At 71.2% G+C, this 14,424-nt stretch carries 18 protein-coding genes; 8 read left to right on the top strand and 10 right to left on the bottom strand.

Features of this window, described 5'->3' with window-relative positions; translation table 11 throughout:
• Positions 1-140: 140 nt before the first annotated feature.
• Positions 141-284: a hypothetical protein gene (locus tag IFT45_RS12465; protein ID WP_156369870.1), complete on the top strand. Its 144-nt coding sequence runs from the start codon at positions 141-143 to the stop codon at positions 282-284.
• 141 nt (positions 285-425) lie between these two features.
• Here the strand turns inward: IFT45_RS12465 and IFT45_RS12460 are convergent, their stop codons facing one another.
• The gene (locus IFT45_RS12460) at positions 426-905 is read right to left on the bottom strand and encodes a nucleoside deaminase (RefSeq protein WP_192046641.1); all 480 of its coding nucleotides are present in this window, start codon (positions 903-905) and stop codon (positions 426-428) included.
• 104 nt (positions 906-1,009) lie between these two features.
• Here IFT45_RS12460 and IFT45_RS12455 point away from each other — a divergent pair, with 104 nt between their 5' ends.
• Together IFT45_RS12455 and IFT45_RS12450 are read left to right on the top strand one after the other, a co-directional pair.
• Complete coding sequence (locus IFT45_RS12455) at positions 1,010-1,399, top strand: hypothetical protein (protein WP_192128491.1); 390 nt, start codon at positions 1,010-1,012, stop codon at positions 1,397-1,399.
• Between the two features lie 103 nt (positions 1,400-1,502).
• Positions 1,503-2,732 carry an AAA family ATPase gene (locus IFT45_RS12450; protein WP_192128490.1) on the top strand — a complete coding sequence of 410 codons (1,230 nt, stop codon included), beginning with the start codon at positions 1,503-1,505 and terminating at the stop codon, positions 2,730-2,732.
• Here IFT45_RS12450 and IFT45_RS12445 read toward each other — a convergent pair.
• The gene (locus IFT45_RS12445; RefSeq protein WP_197982423.1) at positions 2,702-3,766 is read right to left on the bottom strand and encodes a GlxA family transcriptional regulator; all 1,065 of its coding nucleotides are present in this window, start codon (positions 3,764-3,766) and stop codon (positions 2,702-2,704) included. The genes IFT45_RS12450 and IFT45_RS12445 overlap by 31 nt on opposite strands.
• A 114-nt stretch (positions 3,767-3,880) precedes the next feature.
• Between IFT45_RS12445 and IFT45_RS12440 the strand changes: the two genes are divergently transcribed.
• The 3 genes from IFT45_RS12440 to IFT45_RS12430 all read left to right on the top strand — a co-directional run bounded on the left by IFT45_RS12440 (position 3,881) and on the right by IFT45_RS12430 (position 4,980).
• Complete coding sequence (locus IFT45_RS12440; protein ID WP_192128489.1) at positions 3,881-4,516, top strand: isochorismatase family protein; 636 nt, start codon at positions 3,881-3,883, stop codon at positions 4,514-4,516.
• 5 nt (positions 4,517-4,521) lie between these two features.
• Positions 4,522-4,731: a hypothetical protein gene (locus IFT45_RS12435; RefSeq protein ID WP_192128488.1), complete on the top strand. Its 210-nt coding sequence runs from the start codon at positions 4,522-4,524 to the stop codon at positions 4,729-4,731.
• A gap of 78 nt (positions 4,732-4,809) precedes the next feature.
• Positions 4,810-4,980 (top strand): hypothetical protein, encoded by a 171-nt coding sequence (locus IFT45_RS12430; RefSeq protein ID WP_192128486.1) that lies wholly within the window; start codon positions 4,810-4,812, stop codon positions 4,978-4,980.
• 33 nt (positions 4,981-5,013) lie between these two features.
• Here the strand turns inward: IFT45_RS12430 and IFT45_RS12425 are convergent, their stop codons facing one another.
• Positions 5,014-5,430 carry a hypothetical protein gene (locus IFT45_RS12425; protein WP_192128484.1) on the bottom strand — a complete coding sequence of 139 codons (417 nt, stop codon included), beginning with the start codon at positions 5,428-5,430 and terminating at the stop codon, positions 5,014-5,016.
• Between the two features lie 185 nt (positions 5,431-5,615).
• Between IFT45_RS12425 and IFT45_RS12420 the strand changes: the two genes are divergently transcribed.
• Positions 5,616-5,789 (top strand): hypothetical protein, encoded by a 174-nt coding sequence (locus IFT45_RS12420; protein WP_192128481.1) that lies wholly within the window; start codon positions 5,616-5,618, stop codon positions 5,787-5,789.
• Between the two features lie 20 nt (positions 5,790-5,809).
• Here the strand turns inward: IFT45_RS12420 and IFT45_RS12415 are convergent, their stop codons facing one another.
• The gene (locus IFT45_RS12415) at positions 5,810-6,184 is read right to left on the bottom strand and encodes a hypothetical protein (protein ID WP_192128479.1); all 375 of its coding nucleotides are present in this window, start codon (positions 6,182-6,184) and stop codon (positions 5,810-5,812) included.
• A 194-nt stretch (positions 6,185-6,378) separates the two neighbouring features.
• Between IFT45_RS12415 and IFT45_RS12410 the strand changes: the two genes are divergently transcribed.
• Positions 6,379-6,924 carry a heme-binding protein gene (locus IFT45_RS12410; protein ID WP_192128477.1) on the top strand — a complete coding sequence of 182 codons (546 nt, stop codon included), beginning with the start codon at positions 6,379-6,381 and terminating at the stop codon, positions 6,922-6,924.
• Positions 6,925-6,960: 36 nt separating this feature from the next.
• Here the strand turns inward: IFT45_RS12410 and IFT45_RS12405 are convergent, their stop codons facing one another.
• The 6 genes from IFT45_RS12405 to IFT45_RS12380 form a co-directional block, all read right to left on the bottom strand.
• On the bottom strand, positions 6,961-7,575 hold the full coding sequence (locus IFT45_RS12405; RefSeq protein ID WP_192128475.1) for a response regulator: 615 nt from the start codon (positions 7,573-7,575) through the stop codon (positions 6,961-6,963).
• Entirely contained in the window at positions 7,572-8,747 is a 1,176-nt protein-coding gene (locus IFT45_RS17890; protein WP_192128473.1) for an ATP-binding protein, read from the bottom strand. Before IFT45_RS17890 ends, IFT45_RS12405 begins: the two co-directional genes overlap by 4 nt.
• A 716-nt stretch (positions 8,748-9,463) precedes the next feature.
• The gene (locus IFT45_RS12395) at positions 9,464-10,522 is read right to left on the bottom strand and encodes an ABC transporter permease (protein WP_192128470.1); all 1,059 of its coding nucleotides are present in this window, start codon (positions 10,520-10,522) and stop codon (positions 9,464-9,466) included.
• Complete coding sequence (locus tag IFT45_RS12390) at positions 10,519-11,610, bottom strand: ABC transporter permease (protein ID WP_192128469.1); 1,092 nt, start codon at positions 11,608-11,610, stop codon at positions 10,519-10,521. Before IFT45_RS12390 ends, IFT45_RS12395 begins: the two co-directional genes overlap by 4 nt.
• Positions 11,607-13,181 carry a sugar ABC transporter ATP-binding protein gene (locus IFT45_RS12385; RefSeq protein ID WP_192128468.1) on the bottom strand — a complete coding sequence of 525 codons (1,575 nt, stop codon included), beginning with the start codon at positions 13,179-13,181 and terminating at the stop codon, positions 11,607-11,609. Before IFT45_RS12385 ends, IFT45_RS12390 begins: the two co-directional genes overlap by 4 nt.
• A 117-nt stretch (positions 13,182-13,298) precedes the next feature.
• Entirely contained in the window at positions 13,299-14,282 is a 984-nt protein-coding gene (locus tag IFT45_RS12380; protein WP_192128467.1) for an ABC transporter substrate-binding protein, read from the bottom strand.
• Positions 14,283-14,424 lie beyond the last annotated feature (142 nt).

Raw genomic sequence — 14,424 nt, 5'->3', positions numbered from 1 at the left:
TAGTTCACGTCGTTAACCATCTGGACCCCCATCGATGCGACGATGTGGCCGTGCCCGCGACGCCGGCACATGCCCGGTTCACGGCGGGCAGACACCGCAGGAACAGGCAGCGCCGCAGGGCTGCCGGAGACGAGAAGCTCATGAGCTTCCACACCGCCAGGAGCCCCTTCACCGAGGTCCGCGACCGCGACCGCCAGGTCACCCTCTTCGTCGTCGCCACGTCGGCCGTCGCCACGTGCGGCACCTTCGTCGCCGGGGTGCTGTTCGTCCTCGGCCTCTCGTGACCACCGCCCTCGCGGCGCTCCGCCACGAGGAGCTGCTGCGTGCCGTGTCGGCTCGGCTGGTCGGCGCCGTCGACCTGACGGCCGCCGAGCTCGAGGGCTACTGGGGCTGAAGGCTCCCGGGCGAGCGTCGCCCGCACGGGCTCAGGACGCGTGCCGCGCCGCCCACGCGACGAACGGGGCGGTCGCGTCGTCGGCCGTGCCGTGCTCGGCCGGCAGGGCCCTGTCGTCGATGCCCTTCGTGTACTCGTCGTAGAACGTCGCGAGCGACATGAGGCGGTTGCCGTCCTCGTAGTGCTCGCCCTCCTCCTCGCGCGACACCGCGTAGACGACGCGGTCGGGCTGCGCGTAGTAGAGCGCACCGAGGCACATCGGGCACGGGTAGGCGGTGACGTACGCGACGACGCCGCGCAGGTCGGTGATGCCCTGCTCGGCGGCCGCCCGGATCGCGCGGATCTCGGCGTGGGCGGTGGGGTCGCCGGTCTGGGCGACGTGGTTCACGGCCTCGACGACGACCTCGCCGTCACGGACGAGGAGGCACGCGAACGGCTTGCCGCCGGCCTCGACGTTCTCGAGGGCGCGCTGGACGCTGAGGGCGGTGAAGGTGTCGTCTCTGTCGGTCATCGGTCGAGACTGCTCCTCCGCCCCTCGGAGGTCGCCGGGCAGCCGGCCGGGCCCCGCCGGGGTCGAGGGGGTTGAGTGGCGTGGTCTACGAAAGGACCCCCCACATGAAGTTCATCGTCTACGGCGAGAACCGCGTCATGACCGGCGACGCGATCGCGGAGGCGGTGCTCGCGTACGCGGCGGCCCTCGGCCAGAACGGCACGACGGACATCGTCGAGGTGCCCACCGCGGACGAGGACGGCGTGGCGGTGACGGCCGAGCTGCTGCTCGGCCCGGCGAGCCAGGTCATGGTCGAGGTCGCCCCCGAGGACGCCCTGCAGCCCGAGGACGACGCCCTCGTGGCCGAGCTCGTCCGGCGCACCGCGGCCGTGGGCGGGGCGCGCTTCGTCGACGCCGCCTCGGGCCACTCGCAGGACGAGGAGGACCGACGAGGCACTCCGGCGCCCGGCCCGAACGACCCCTTCCCGACGAGGTCGCGGCCCGCGGAGGGCTGAGCGACAGCTGGGGGTGCACGGAGCTCGATAAGTTTATCGTCGGCTCGACTCCTTCTTGATAAATTTATCGATCTAGCGTCGACGGTCTGATAAATTCACCATCGTGCGTTCTCCTCTGACCAATCCCTTCCAGGCCGGCTCCGACGTCGTGCCCGACGTATGGGCAGGGCGCGCCGACCAGCTCAGCGACTGGCGCGACGTCCTGCGGCCGCGACGGCTGGCCGGCCTGTACGAGACGGGCCGGACGATCCTCGGCGAGCCGGGCACGGGCAAGTCGAGCCTCGTCCGCCGCATCGCTCGCGACGCGGCGGACGCCGGGGACTGGGTGACGCCCCAGATCCGCATGCCGTCCGGAGCGGACCCCCTCAAGCTGGTCGCGTCAGCGGTCCTCCGCCTCGCCGATGCTGCCGGCCTCCGAGCGTCGGCCCGTCAGCGCGTGACCGACATCCTCGACAGGGTCGAGCAGGTCGCGATCTCGGGCTTCGCCCTGTCCGTACGGGGCAGCGACGGGCCCGAACCGTCGACGGCGCTCTTCGACCTCCTCGTCGAGCTGGGCGACGCGGCGATCCGGCAGGACGTGGTCGTCCTGATCCACATCGACGAAGTGCAGAACATCTCCGACGACGCCGCCCTGTCACAGCTCCTCATCGCCCTCGGTGACGCGCTGTCGCACGAGGTCGAGGTCCGGCTCCCCGGCGGGGGCTCCGCGCTGCGCTTCCTGCCGATCGTCGTCTACCTCACCGGCCTGCCCGACTTCGAGGACAGGGCGGGGGCGCGCAAGGGCGCCACCTTCGCTCGACGCTTCCGCACGGTCACCTTGGCGGCCCTCGACGAAGGAGACCTGCTCGCCGCCCTCCAGCCCTTCGTCATCTCTGGATGGGAGACGGCCGATGGTGACGGCGGCGTCGACAGGGTCACCATGCGCACCGAGGCCGCGCGGGCGATCGTGGAGCTCTGTTGCGGGGAGCCCTTCCTCTTCCAGCTGGCTGGGCAGGGGGCCTGGAACGCTGGCCAGGCAGACGTCGTCACCGAGGACGACGTCCTGGCGGGCTGGCGATCGGCAGAGGGCGAGGCGTCGGCCCACGTCGAGCGGATCCTCGGCCGCCTCCCCCCGCGCGAGCACGAGTTCATCGAGGCCATGGGCGCCCTCGCGCCGTCCGAACGGACCCTGACGAACATCGCCGAGTCGATGGGGCTGGCGTCGGCCACCCAGGTCGGCCCGTTCTCCCGCCGCCTCGACACCACTCGCGGCATCATCACTCGGGGAAGGCCGTACTCGTTCCGCAACCGCGCGGTCGAGGCCTACCTGACGACGGACTGGCCTCGGGCCTGATCCCGGACCGTCGACAGCGGGCGGTTGCTCGACGAGGAGCCACCCGTCACGTCCGCGCCGGCCCCCCGCGCGTCGAACCGCCGCCGGTAGCTCGTCGGTGTGCTGCCGAACGCCTTCACGAAGGCCTGCCGCAGCGTCACGGGGTCGCCGAACCCGCACGCCGCCGAGACCTGGTAGACGGTGAGGTCGGAGGTCTCGAGCAGCCGCCGGGCCTCGTCGAGCCGTCGCGAGCGGACCCACGCCGCCGGGGTGGTGCCGGTGGAGGCGCGGAACGCCCTCACGAAGGTGCGCCGACTGAGGTGCGCCGCAGCCGCCAGCCGGTCGACCCCGAGGTCGGCCGTGAGGTCCGCCAGTGCCCACGCCGTCGCGACGGCGATCGGGTCGGCGGCCGCGCGCGGGGCGACGGGCCGCTCGATGTACTGTGCCTGGCCGCCCTCGCGGTGCGGGGCGACGACGAGGCTGCGCGCCACCCTGTTCGCGGCCTCTGCGCCGAGTCGCGTGCGGACCACGTGGAGGCAGGCGTCGATGCCCGACGCGGTGCCGGCCGACGTCAGGACGTCGCCGTGGTCGAGGTACAGCACCGTCGGGTCGACGGTCACGCCCGGGTGCCGTGCGGCGAGCCCGTCCGCGGCGCGCCAGTGCGTCACGGCGCTGCGCCCGTCGAGCAGCCCGAGGTCGGCGACGGCGATCGCGCCGAGGCACAGGCCGGCGAGGGCGGCGCCGCGGGCGTGGGCGGCGAGCAGGGCGCGACGGAGCTCGGGCCCGAGCTCACGTCCGTCGTCCGTCCACGACGGCACGACGACGAGGTCGGCGTCGTCGATGGCCGCGAGCCCGGCGACCCTGCCGACCGTGTAGCCCTCCGCGGTGACGATCGAGCCCGGCCGGTCGGAGAAGAGCACCGTCGTCCAGTCGCCGAGCCCCAGGCGGGCGACCTCGTCGAACACCATCTGCGGCACCGAGAGGTGGAACATCGTGACGCCGTCGACGGCGTGGACGGCGATCTTGATGGCGTGACCTCCTTGGCCCGGAACCATCGTAACGGTGCACACGTGCCAGTCGTGGAGTCGCGGGCCGACAGCGAGGATCGTCACGACGCACCCGCGCCGCCCCGTCCAGCCCCATCCCGTCCCGTTGAGCCAGGAGGCACCATGACCACCCCCACCCGCGCCCTCGTCGTCGTCGACGTCCAGCAGGAGTACTTCGACGGTCCCCTCGAGATCCAGCACCCGCCCGTCGCCGACTCGCTGGAGCGCATCGGGGCGGCGATCGACGCCGCCGCCGACGCCGGGACCTTGGTCGTCGTCGTGCAGCACACCGCCGGCGAGGGCGCTCCGGTGTTCGACCCCGACACGGACCGCTTCGCGCTGCACCCCGAGATCGAGCGGCGTCGGCGGGACGACTGGCACGCCGTCACGAAGCAGTACAGCTCCGTGTTCGCGCACACGGACCTCCTGGGCGTCCTCCGCGCCTCCTCGGTGGACACCGTCACCCTGGTCGGCTACATGACCAACAACTGCATCATCGCGTCAGCCGCCGACGCCGAGGCGCACGGCGTCGCCGTGGAGGTCCTCTCCGACGCGACGGGGGCGATCAGCATCGCGAACGCCGCCGGCACCGTCGACGCCGAGACCGTGCACACGACCCTGATGGCGCTGCTGCACTCGAACTTCGCCGCCGTCGCGACGACGGACGCGTGGACGGCCGCCCTCGGTGCCGGCCAGCCACTGGAGAAGAGTGACCTCGCGACGTCGGGCGCCGCGGGCGCGGAGGCCGCCGTACGCTGACGACCATGAGCCTGGACCGCCTCGTCGCGAGCACCGAGACGGCGTTGGCCGACCTCTCCTCGAGCCGCCTGTCGGAGCCCTACCTCGTCAGTGCACTGCGTGCGCTGCAGTCGGCCCGGGAGGCACCCGACGACGAGGCGGCGGCTCGGCGGCTGGCTCCACTGGCTCACCAGATCTCTGACTCGTGGCCGCACGACTCGATGCTCGGGTCTTAGATCCTGGCCTACGTCCAGTCCCGCAGGTCCTCGTAGGCGAGGACTGCGTCGGGCCCTGACCCCTGGCAGGATCAGCCCGTGGGCATGTCCGTCGTCGTGATGGTCCTGGCGTTCGTCGGGATCGTCGTCAGCATCCGGTCGATGCGAGACCTCGAGGCCAGCAGCATCGTCCTGGGGCTCATCTCGATGATCGTGTGCCTGGCCATGCTGCTCATCGGCGCAGTCGTCTTCGCCTGGGCGAGCTCGTAGTCGGCCCGCCACCCGGACGTTCCAACGACTCGGTCACGGCGCAGCCGGCCGACTCCAGAAGTCACCACGAACGTCGAGGCCGCTCCCCGACTCCTCCACGGAGACGCTGATGCTCCGGGGATCGAGGAGGGTGCCCGGAAGGCGGTCACCGAGCTTCGCGTCGACCTCGGCCCTGAGCTCCTCGTGCGTCACGCCGTCCGCTGGTCGGACACCGAACACGGACCAGCAGCCACCGGACCCGCACTCCTTACTCGTCGACGTGACCACCGCGGTCGCCGGGAAGCTCATCTGCGCCTCGGTCGGCACGTCGCCTTCTGTCGCCCCCAGCGCCTGCAGTGTGTAGCGTCCGAGGAGCAGGACGACAGCGATCGCCAGCAGCGCAGCGGCTGCGAGCCCGACCCCCATGGCGACCCACCGCCTGGTCGCCACGTTCGTCGAGTTCCCCGTCACGTCGACAGCGTGTCAGGAACGGGGCTCTGCCGTCATCAGCCTGCAGGACGAAGAGCTCGCGGCTCGTCCCGCCGTACGCTGTAGTCGCTGATGCCGCTCCTGCTCAGCGCTGCTGCGCTGCTGGTGACGGCGGCACGAGGCATCTCCATCACGCCGCCAGCCTCGGCGCGCCGGAAAGGACCCCCATGGTGCTCTCGTGGACCTGCATCATCGTCGGCGCCCTCGGCGTCGTCGGCGGCATCTGGCTGGCCAGGGACAAGCGCCCCGCGAGCGTCATCGGTGGCATCCTCATCGCCCTGCTGTCCCTCGTGCCGATCCTCTTCGGGGCAGTTCTCCTCGCGTACATCACCTCCCCGTAGCTGCTCATCCCCGAGGCCCGTCAGCCTCCGCCGACGGGCGGACGCACGCTGCGCGCCCGCCTCGGCCGGCAGTTGCTCCTGCTCGTCGGCCTGTACGTGGTCATCGGGCTCATCGTCGCGGGACTCGTCGCGGCGCCGATCCTGGCGGTGGACGCGAAGATGAACGAGCCGGGCGAGTACGGCATGTGCGATCCGTTCTCGATGCGATGCCACGATGTGCCCCTCGAGACGATCGCGGCCACGGCGGGCGTCGACTTCCCCGAACGTACGGAGGTCATCTCCTCCGCCACCTCTCGCCCGTCGAGCATGAGCAGGTACTGGACGCCCTCCAGGACGTCCGTGATCATCTCCGTGGAGTCGCGGTGGAGGTCGCCGACCTCGATCGTCGTGAGCACCCCCTCATGATGACCCACTCGAGAGCGTCGCCCACGGATCATCGCCTCGTGGGCAGGGGTCGCATCGGCAGTCCGGAGGACGCGCCGGTGCATGGCCCGCTCGGTCGCAGATCGGTGACCGGACGGACGATGTGGGGGGAGGCGCCCCCACGAGACGCTGGGGACGTCCACCGCACAGAACAGGAAGAACTCCCATGCGCCTCCCCCGTACCGCCCTCGCCGCCGCCGCCCTCCTCACCGTCGTCACCACGGCCGGCTGCACCACCGCGTCCGCCCCGGCCCCCGCCGAGGCCGACGCGCAGCTCTCCTCCGTGGTGACGGAGTCCTCCGTCGTCCAGTCGACCCGGCTCAGCTCTGCCCAGGCCGTGACGGCCGCCTCCGCAGCCCTCGCCGCCGCGGAGGCGGACGGGACGGGCTTCGTGAGCGTCTCGGTGGTCGACCGCGACGGCCAGCTCCAGGCGTTCGTCCGGGGCGAGAACGCCGCCTCGCACACCATCAGCGCGTCGCGCGAGAAGGCCTACACCGCGGCCGCCTTCGGCGCCGCGACGTCCGAGCTCGCGGAGCGAGCCAGCGGCGACGGTGCCGGCCTGAGGGACCTCAAGGGCACCCTCTTCCTCGCGGGGGGCGTCTCCGTCAAGGCCGGCGAGTCGTCGATCGCGGGCATCGGCGTGGGCGGCGCCCCGTCGGGCGGGAAGGACGAGGAGTACGCGCAGGCCGGGCTCGACGCGATCGCCGAGTGAGGCCCGGGGCTGGGCACCGCGCCCGGCCCCGCCTGCTCAGCGGAGCCCGATGACGCCGCGCCGGGTCGCCTCCGCGACCGCCGCGGCTCGGGTCTCGACGCCCAGCTTCGCGAAGACGCGCGCGAGGTGCGTCTTGACCGTCGACTCGCTGAGGAAGAGGCGATCGGCGATGACCCGGTTCGACGCCCCGACGCCGAGGAGCTCGAGCACCTCGCCCTCTCGGGGCGTGAGCGTCTCGTCGGGGCGTCGGGCCCGGTCGAGGAGGCGGTCGGCGACGACGTGCGAGAAGACCGCCGTGCCCGCGGCGACCGCTCGGACGGCGGCGGCGAGCTCGTCGGGTGACGCGTCCTTGAGCAGGAACCCCGTCGCGCCCGCGGCGAGGGCGCGCGTGATCGCCACGTCGGTGCCGGAGGCCGTGAAGACGAGCACCCGCGCCGAGCCGACCAGGGACGGGATGAGCTCCCCGCCGTCCTGCCGCCCGAGGTGGAGGTCGAGCAGCACCACGTCGGCAGCGGTGTCGGCCACGAGCGTCGCGACGTCGTCGGGTCGGCCCGTCGCCCCGACGACGTCGAGATCGGGGAAGGTCGCCAGGACGGCCGCGACGCCGGCGCGCAGCAGAGGATGGTCGTCGACGAGGACGACGCGGATCACGACCTGCTCCCCGGGACGGACGCCTCCACGAGGGTGCCGATCGCGCTCGACCGGACCACCAGACGGCCGCCCACCGCTTCGAGGCGTCGGCGCGCGATCGCCAGCCCGTGCCCGCCACGGGGCCCCGGCGCCGGGAGGGCGTCGGGGTCGAAGCCGACGCCGTCGTCGCTCACCGTCAGCACGACGCCGGCCTCTTCGTACCGGACCTCGAGCTCGATCCTCGCGGCCGCGGAGTGGCGCTCTGCGTTGCCGAGCGCTCCCTGTGCCGCCCGGAGGACGGCGAGCGCCCCCTCCGCCGAGAGGTCGCGACGGACCCCGGTCGTCGACCACGTCGCCCCCACCCGCGCCGCCGCCGATCGGAGCTCCGCCTCGAGTCCGAGGGCTCCGGACAGGTCCTGCTCCAGGTCGTCGACCAGCGCCCTGGTCTCCTCCACGGCGACCCGGAGCGCTCGACGCGCAGCCGTCGCGTGGCTCGCGTCGCCGGTGCGCTCCGCCGCCTCGGCGAGGAGGAGTGCTCCGGCGACCGACTGCACGACGGTGTCGTGCAGCTCGGCGGAGAGGTGTCGACGGGCCTCGAGGTGCTCGGCGCGGCGTTCGGCCTCGGACGTTTGGGCACGGGATGCCGACAGTTCCTGGACCGTCCGGTCGCGCGCGTCGAGGGACGCCCGAGCGAGTGCGACGGCGACCAGGAACACCAGACCGGCCAGTGCGCAGGCGACGAGCATCCCGACGTCGGCCGAGGCGGCGAGGCGCGGCACGGAGACGACGACCGCCGAGACCGCCAGGCCGCCGGCCACGGTCGCCACGACCACGGAGGTGGTGGCCTGGAGCGTCACGACGAGCGGGACGACGACCCAGGCGGTGCTGGGCGCGAGCAGGACGAGGGCGACCGTGCCGAGCGCGAGGCCGAGCGCGAGGGCCCTGGCGACCTGCCGGCGGGACGCCCCGAGCGCCAGCCCCGCCGCCCCCAGTGCCACCAGGGCCGCGAGCGCCACCACCGCGTGGTGATCGACGTCCGCCGCGTGGACGGAGTGGTACCGCACCCCGCCGACCGAGGCCGTCAGCGCGAGCGCGACCGACGAGAGCTGTGCCGCGCGGTGCTCGGCCCCGGCCCAGGCCCAGGCCCGTAGCGGGACTTCCCTCCGCGCACCGACGTCGGCTCTCCTGGTCACCCGCACAGCATCGGGCACACCGAGTGGGAACCCCCCGTGAATCCCACATCCCACACATCACGACCGGCCGCCGCACGGACGACTCGCCCTGCCCGCAACGTGCGAAGCGCCGTCGCCCCGTCTGTGCGACGCGCGAAGCGCCGTCGCCCCCGCCGGTGCGCGAAGCGCCACCGGCACGCCGCCGGCAGGCGGCCAGACGAGCACCGAGAACGAGAAAAGCCCCTGCCGTGTAGGGCAGGGGCTTTTCTCGATCTCGTGCGCCTGGAGGGACTCGAACCCCCAACCTTCTGATCCGTAGTCAGATGCCTCGAGGGGTGACCATCACGCCAAGAACAAGAGCTCATTGCATCGTGGGCTTCAAGACGGCCGGGCAGCCTTTGCTACCGAGAACCATCGAGATGCATCTGCGTGGAGCCGTTTAAGACGAGCAAAACGGAGAGCGGGACGGATGTGGGGCAGCCTCAGTGTCGACCTTCCGCAGCCGAGAGTCCGACAGAAGAGGCGCGCTGCAGGCACAGTGCCGCGAGACCGTCGTGCTCGCCCCGAGCAGCACGTTCTACGTGGTCCTGTTGCGCCGCCCGTCAAGCCTGTTCGCGCGCACGGTGGTCAGCGATCTCCGCGCGCCGGCCCTCGAGGCAGCGAGGTCGTTCGTGGTCGCACCGGTCAGCGACGTCGGGGCCAGACGCCGAGCGTGTCGGATCAGCTCTGTCGTGTCGTCAGGTCTGCCGCCGTCTCGCCATCACGGCGCGCTGCAGGAGCACGAAGACCAGGAGGATCCCGCCGGTGATGATGGTGGTCGCCTCGGGAGGGATGCCTCCGTCCCGCGTGATGAGCACGTTCATGAGTCCGAGCACGAGCGCCCCCACGACGGACCCGAGCACGAAGCCGACGCCTCCGGTGAGAAGGGTGCCGCCGATCACCGTGGCGGCGATCGAGTCGAGCTCCCAACCGATGCCCGTGATGTTCTGCGCGCTCCCGAGTCGTGCCGTGTAGATGACCGAGGCGAGCCCGGCGAGCGAACCGCTGATGACGTAGACCGCGAGCTTGGTGCGTTGGACGGGGAGCCCCATGAGGGCGGCCGACTGCTCGGATCCGCCGATCGCGTAGACGGTGCGGCCGAGGCGTGTGCGGTGCAGGACGAAGAAAGCGACTGCCACCACAACCAGCGCGATGAGCACGCCCGGCGTCGTGACGATGTCGTTCACCTTCGGGCCGTCGACCACCTTCATGTTCGTGGCGAGCGACCGGATGGGCGACTCGTCGCCGAGTCGCTCGGGCACCGTGCTGAGGATGGAGGCGAGACCGCGGCCGAGGAACATCATCGCGAGCGTCGCGATGAACGGCTGCACGTCGAAGAACTGGATCAGCACGCCGGACACGACGCCGGACGCCGTGCCGATGAGGATCATGAGCACCATCACTGCCCACGGGTTCCAGCCAGCGTTGGCGAGTAGAACGCCGGCGACGCTGCTGACGGCGACGATCGCGCCGACGGACAGGTCGATGCCGCCCGTCAGGATGACGAACGTCAGCCCCACGGCCAGGACGATCACGTGCGCGTTGTTGATGAGCAGGTTCGACAGGGTCGCGGCTTGCACGATGCGGCCGTAGGCGATCTCCCCGTAGGCCAGCATCGCGATCAGGATCACCAGGGCGGCGACCGTCGGCAGGGAATCGAGTCGGAGTCGCATGCGGCGTCGCGGCTCGAGGGGCCCGCTGCCGGGACCAGGTGCCGGCGTCGGGGTGAGGGGCGGGCGGATCGTCGTGGCGCTCATGCGGACACGGCCTCCTTCTCGGTGGGCACGGGTGTGGGCACCGGACGCCGGCGCCTCGTGAACAGGGCGCGGACGCGCCGGGACTGCAGGAGCACGATCGCGACGATCACGATCGCCTTGAAGGCGGGCGTGGCCGAGGACGAGACGCCGAGGAACACGACGGTCTTGTCGAGCGTCGCGATCAGCAGTGCACCGACGGCGGCTCCGAGTAGGTGGAATTTGCCGCCCGCCAGCGACGTGCCGCCGATCACGACGGCCAGAATGGCGTCCAGCTCGAGTTGGTAGCCGGTCCGGGAGACGTCGACTGTCATGACGCTCGATGTGGCGAAGATCCCGGCGACGCCAGCGAGCAGGCCGCTGCCGACGTAGGCGGTGAAAAGGAGCGCCCGGCGGTCGAGTCCCGCCAGGCGCGCGGCCTTCGGGTCCATGCCGATCGCCTCGATCATGAGGCCCAGGGCACTGCGTCGCACGAGGGCGGCGACGCCGAGCGTGATCAGGACCGCGAGCAGGAACACGACCGGCAGCCCAACGAGGTAGCCGTTGGCGACCCAGCGGAACGGCTCGTTGGCGGCGGCGGTGTTCTGGCCGCCCGTGATCACCTTCGCCAGGCCGCGGCCGGCGAGCATGATCACCAACGTGCTGATGAACGGCTGCAGCCCCACCACCGAGACGAGCATGCCGTTGACCGCGCCGAGGATGCCGGCTATCAGGAGAGCCAGGCCCATCGCCGCGAGCGCGACGCCGAGGGAGTCGGAGCCGGCTGCCTTCAGGAACTCCATCGAGACGGCGCCGGCAACGACCATGATCGAGCCGACGCTGAGGTCGATGCCGCCGGTGGCCACGACGAGGCACATGCCGACCGCGATCATGAGCACAGGGGCGGCTGCGCGGAGGATGTCGATGAGGTTGCCCACGAGGTTGCCGGTGTCCGGGTTGACGGACAGAGCGAGGTAGCCGGGGTCCTTGGCCACGTTGATCGCCAGCAGCAGGACGATCGCGACCGTGCCCCAGACCCAGGGCCGGTGCAGCAGGTCGCCGAGGCCGTGCAGGCCCAGGCGCCTGGTCCTGGGGATTGTCGGGTCACTCATCGGACTGCCTCCTCAGGCGTGGTGTGGGGGACGGTCTCGAGAGGGACCTCGGAGACGCCCTCGTCAGCGATGGCGGCGACGATGGACTCGGCAGTGACGTCCGGCCCGGCCTCGAGCTCCGCGATCTTGCGGTGGTCCTTCAGGACGACGATCCTGTCGCTGAGCCGCACCACCTCCTCGAGCTCCGAGGAGATGAACACGACGGCGACTCCCGTGTCGGCGAGGGCGGCGACCTGCTCCTGGATCTCGGCCTTGGCGCCCACGTCGATGCCGCGGGTGGGCTCGTCGAGGATCAGCAGGTCCGGCTCGGTCGCGAGCCATCTGCCGAGCAGTACCTTCTGCTGGTTGCCGCCGGACAGGTTCCGGATGGGCCGATCAGGATCGGCCGGTCTGACGTTGAGCTCGGTGAGGTACTTCTTGACGACCCTGTCCTTCTCCTTCGCGGAGAGCGGCCGGGCCCAGCCGCGCTTCGCCTGGATGGCGAGCACGAGGTTCTCGCGGACGCTGAGGTCACGGATGATGCCCTCGTCACGGCGGTTCTCACTCGAGAACGCGATGCGGTGCTTCAGAGCCTTCGCGGGAGAGGAGATGGTGACGGGGACGCCGTCCATGGTCACGCTTCCTGTGTCGGGTCGGTCGACGCCGTAGAGGAGGCGAGCGAGCTCGGTGCGGCCGGAGCCGAGGAGCCCTGCGAGGCCGACGACCTCGCCGCGACGGAGTGCCACGTCGGTCGCGTCGAGCGAGCCCTTCCGGCCGATCCCTGTCGCTCGGTAGACGGGCTCGCCCTCGGCGACCTGTCGGCTGGCTCGCTCACGGTCGAGGGAGCGGAGGCTCTGCAGGTCTTTCCCGATCATCTCAGCGATGAGCCCGGCCCGGTCGATGTCGCGGGTGAGGTGCTCCCCGACGAGCTTGCCGTTCCGGAGCACGGTGAGCCGGTCGCTGATGGCGAAGACCTGGTCGAGGAAGTGGGAGACGAAGAGGATGGCGACTCCTTCGTCGCGGAGCCGTCGCATCACTCGGAAGAGACCCTCGACCTCGTCGGCGTCGAGGCTGGAAGTCGGCTCGTCCAGGATCAGCACTTTCGCATCGACGACCGTTGCGCGGCTGATGGCGACGAGCTGCTGGAGCGCGAGGCTGAGGGAGGAGAGCGGGGTGCGGGGGTCGAGATGACCCAGCCCCACACGGGCGAGGACCTCGGAGGCGGCGGCGTGCGTCCCCTTCCAGTCGATCCCGAACCGGCCGCGCCGCTCGTGGCCGAGCATGACGTTCTCGCCGATGGTGAGGTTGCCGCAGAGGTTGACCTCTTGGTAGACCGTGGAGATCCCGGCGGCCTGCGCGTCCGCGGTGCCGGAGAGGCGGCGTTCGGTGCCGTCGACGACGACGCGGCCGGAGTCGATGCCGTAGACGCCCGTGAGCGCCTTGATCAGCGTCGATTTCCCGGCGCCGTTCTCGCCCATGAGCGTGTGGACCTCTCCGGGGAAGAGACGGAGGTCGACCCCGTCGAGGGCCTTGACCCCGGGGAAGGCGATGGTGATGGCTTGCATCTCCACGATCGGACTGGATGCCTGCATGGCGTGTGCTCCTTGTCTGCCGACTCCCCCGCCCGCTGCCGTGGCAGCGGACGGGGGTGGCGGGGGCGGCGAGGCGGTCAGGTCCGCCTCGCCGCCGGGTGTGGCCGTGCGGACTGGTCAGAACTTACGGTCGGGCAGTGCCGTGGCGGCCGCCTCGGGCGAGTCGAACGTGGCCGACTCGACGACGATCGACGACTCGACCGTGTCGCCGTCGAGCAGCTTCTGCACTGCCTCGAGGGCCGTGTCGCCGAACAGCGGGTTGTACTCGGCGACGAAGCTGAGCTTGCTGTCGGCCAGTGCCTCGAGTGCGCTCTTCGTTCCGTCGATCGTGGCGATCTTGACGTCCAAGCCGGGCGTGAGGCCCGCCTCCTCGACGGCCTGGACGGCGCCGAGGCCCATCTCGTCGTTCTGCGCGAAGACGAGCTGCACGTCGTTGCCGTTCGACTTCAGGACCGTCTCGAAGACGCTCTTGGCCTCCTCGGTCGACCAGTTGGCAGTCTGCGCGCCGATCTTCGTGAACGAGCTCTCGGCACCGATCACGTCGTCCCAGCCTTCGTTGCGCTCGTTGACGACCGAGACGCCGGCTGGGCCCTCGAGCGTGAAGTAGTTGCCGCCCTCGGGGAGCGCGGTCTTGGCCCACTCGGCGACCGACTCGCTGACGGCGATGTTGTCGGGAGCGATCCGAGTCGCGTAGAGCGAGGTGTCGTCCGGCTCGATGCCGCGGTCGATGAGGACCACGGGGATCTCGGCCTCTTGTGCCCGCTTGAGCGAGTCCTCCCAGCCGGAGCCCTCGGTGGCCGAGAGCAGGATCACGTCGACGCCCTCGTCCACGAACGACGTGAAGGCGTCGATCTGCGACTTCTGGTCGTTGTTGGTGGCGGGGGCGTACTTGAGGTCGAACCCGGCGTCCTTCGTGAAGGTGTCCTGGATGTTCGACTCGTTGGCCTGACGCCAGGCGCCCTCGGGGCCGACCGCGACGAAGCCGATGGTGGCCAGATCGTCACCGCGGTCGGTCGAACCGGTGCCGGAGCTGCAGGCCGCCAGGCTGAGGGCGATGGCCCCTACGGCGGCGATTGTGGCGATGCGCCTCTTCGTGGACATGGATCTCCTCCTTGAGATGACGGGACGTCTGTGTCCGGTCGTGGCCATGGGCCGGTCGTGCGGCGGGGGCTCGGATGCTCCCGGGTGATGCCGATGTTACCGGTAACAGTCTTGCGAAGACAAGAGTCCCGGGGAACATCCG

Origin of the sequence: Frigoribacterium sp. CFBP 13707 (genome assembly GCF_014842245.1) — a bacterium.
GTDB lineage: Bacteria > Actinomycetota > Actinomycetes > Actinomycetales > Microbacteriaceae > Frigoribacterium > Frigoribacterium endophyticum.
Note: the sequence above shows the minus strand (reverse complement) of the source record. Positions and strands in the feature narration are given on the sequence as shown.

Excerpts from the sequence above, each read along its gene's own strand:
- IFT45_RS12440 (WP_192128489.1), top strand. The coding sequence starts at position 3,881 with ATGACCACCCCCACCCGCGCCCTCGTCGTCGTCGACGTCCAGCAGGAG.
- IFT45_RS12420 (WP_192128481.1), top strand. The coding sequence starts at position 5,616 with ATGGTGCTCTCGTGGACCTGCATCATCGTCGGCGCCCTCGGCGTCGTC.
- IFT45_RS12395 (WP_192128470.1), bottom strand. The coding sequence starts at position 10,522 with ATGAGCGCCACGACGATCCGCCCGCCCCTCACCCCGACGCCGGCACCT.
- IFT45_RS12465 (WP_156369870.1), top strand. The coding sequence starts at position 141 with ATGAGCTTCCACACCGCCAGGAGCCCCTTCACCGAGGTCCGCGACCGC.
- IFT45_RS12410 (WP_192128477.1), top strand. The coding sequence starts at position 6,379 with ATGCGCCTCCCCCGTACCGCCCTCGCCGCCGCCGCCCTCCTCACCGTC.
- IFT45_RS12390 (WP_192128469.1), bottom strand. The coding sequence starts at position 11,610 with ATGAGTGACCCGACAATCCCCAGGACCAGGCGCCTGGGCCTGCACGGC.
- IFT45_RS12435 (WP_192128488.1), top strand. The coding sequence starts at position 4,522 with ATGAGCCTGGACCGCCTCGTCGCGAGCACCGAGACGGCGTTGGCCGAC.
- IFT45_RS12460 (WP_192046641.1), bottom strand. The coding sequence starts at position 905 with ATGACCGACAGAGACGACACCTTCACCGCCCTCAGCGTCCAGCGCGCC.
- IFT45_RS12380 (WP_192128467.1), bottom strand. The coding sequence starts at position 14,282 with ATGTCCACGAAGAGGCGCATCGCCACAATCGCCGCCGTAGGGGCCATC.
- IFT45_RS12445 (WP_197982423.1), bottom strand. The coding sequence starts at position 3,766 with ATGGTTCCGGGCCAAGGAGGTCACGCCATCAAGATCGCCGTCCACGCC.
- IFT45_RS12455 (WP_192128491.1), top strand. The coding sequence starts at position 1,010 with ATGAAGTTCATCGTCTACGGCGAGAACCGCGTCATGACCGGCGACGCG.
- IFT45_RS12385 (WP_192128468.1), bottom strand. The coding sequence starts at position 13,181 with ATGCAGGCATCCAGTCCGATCGTGGAGATGCAAGCCATCACCATCGCC.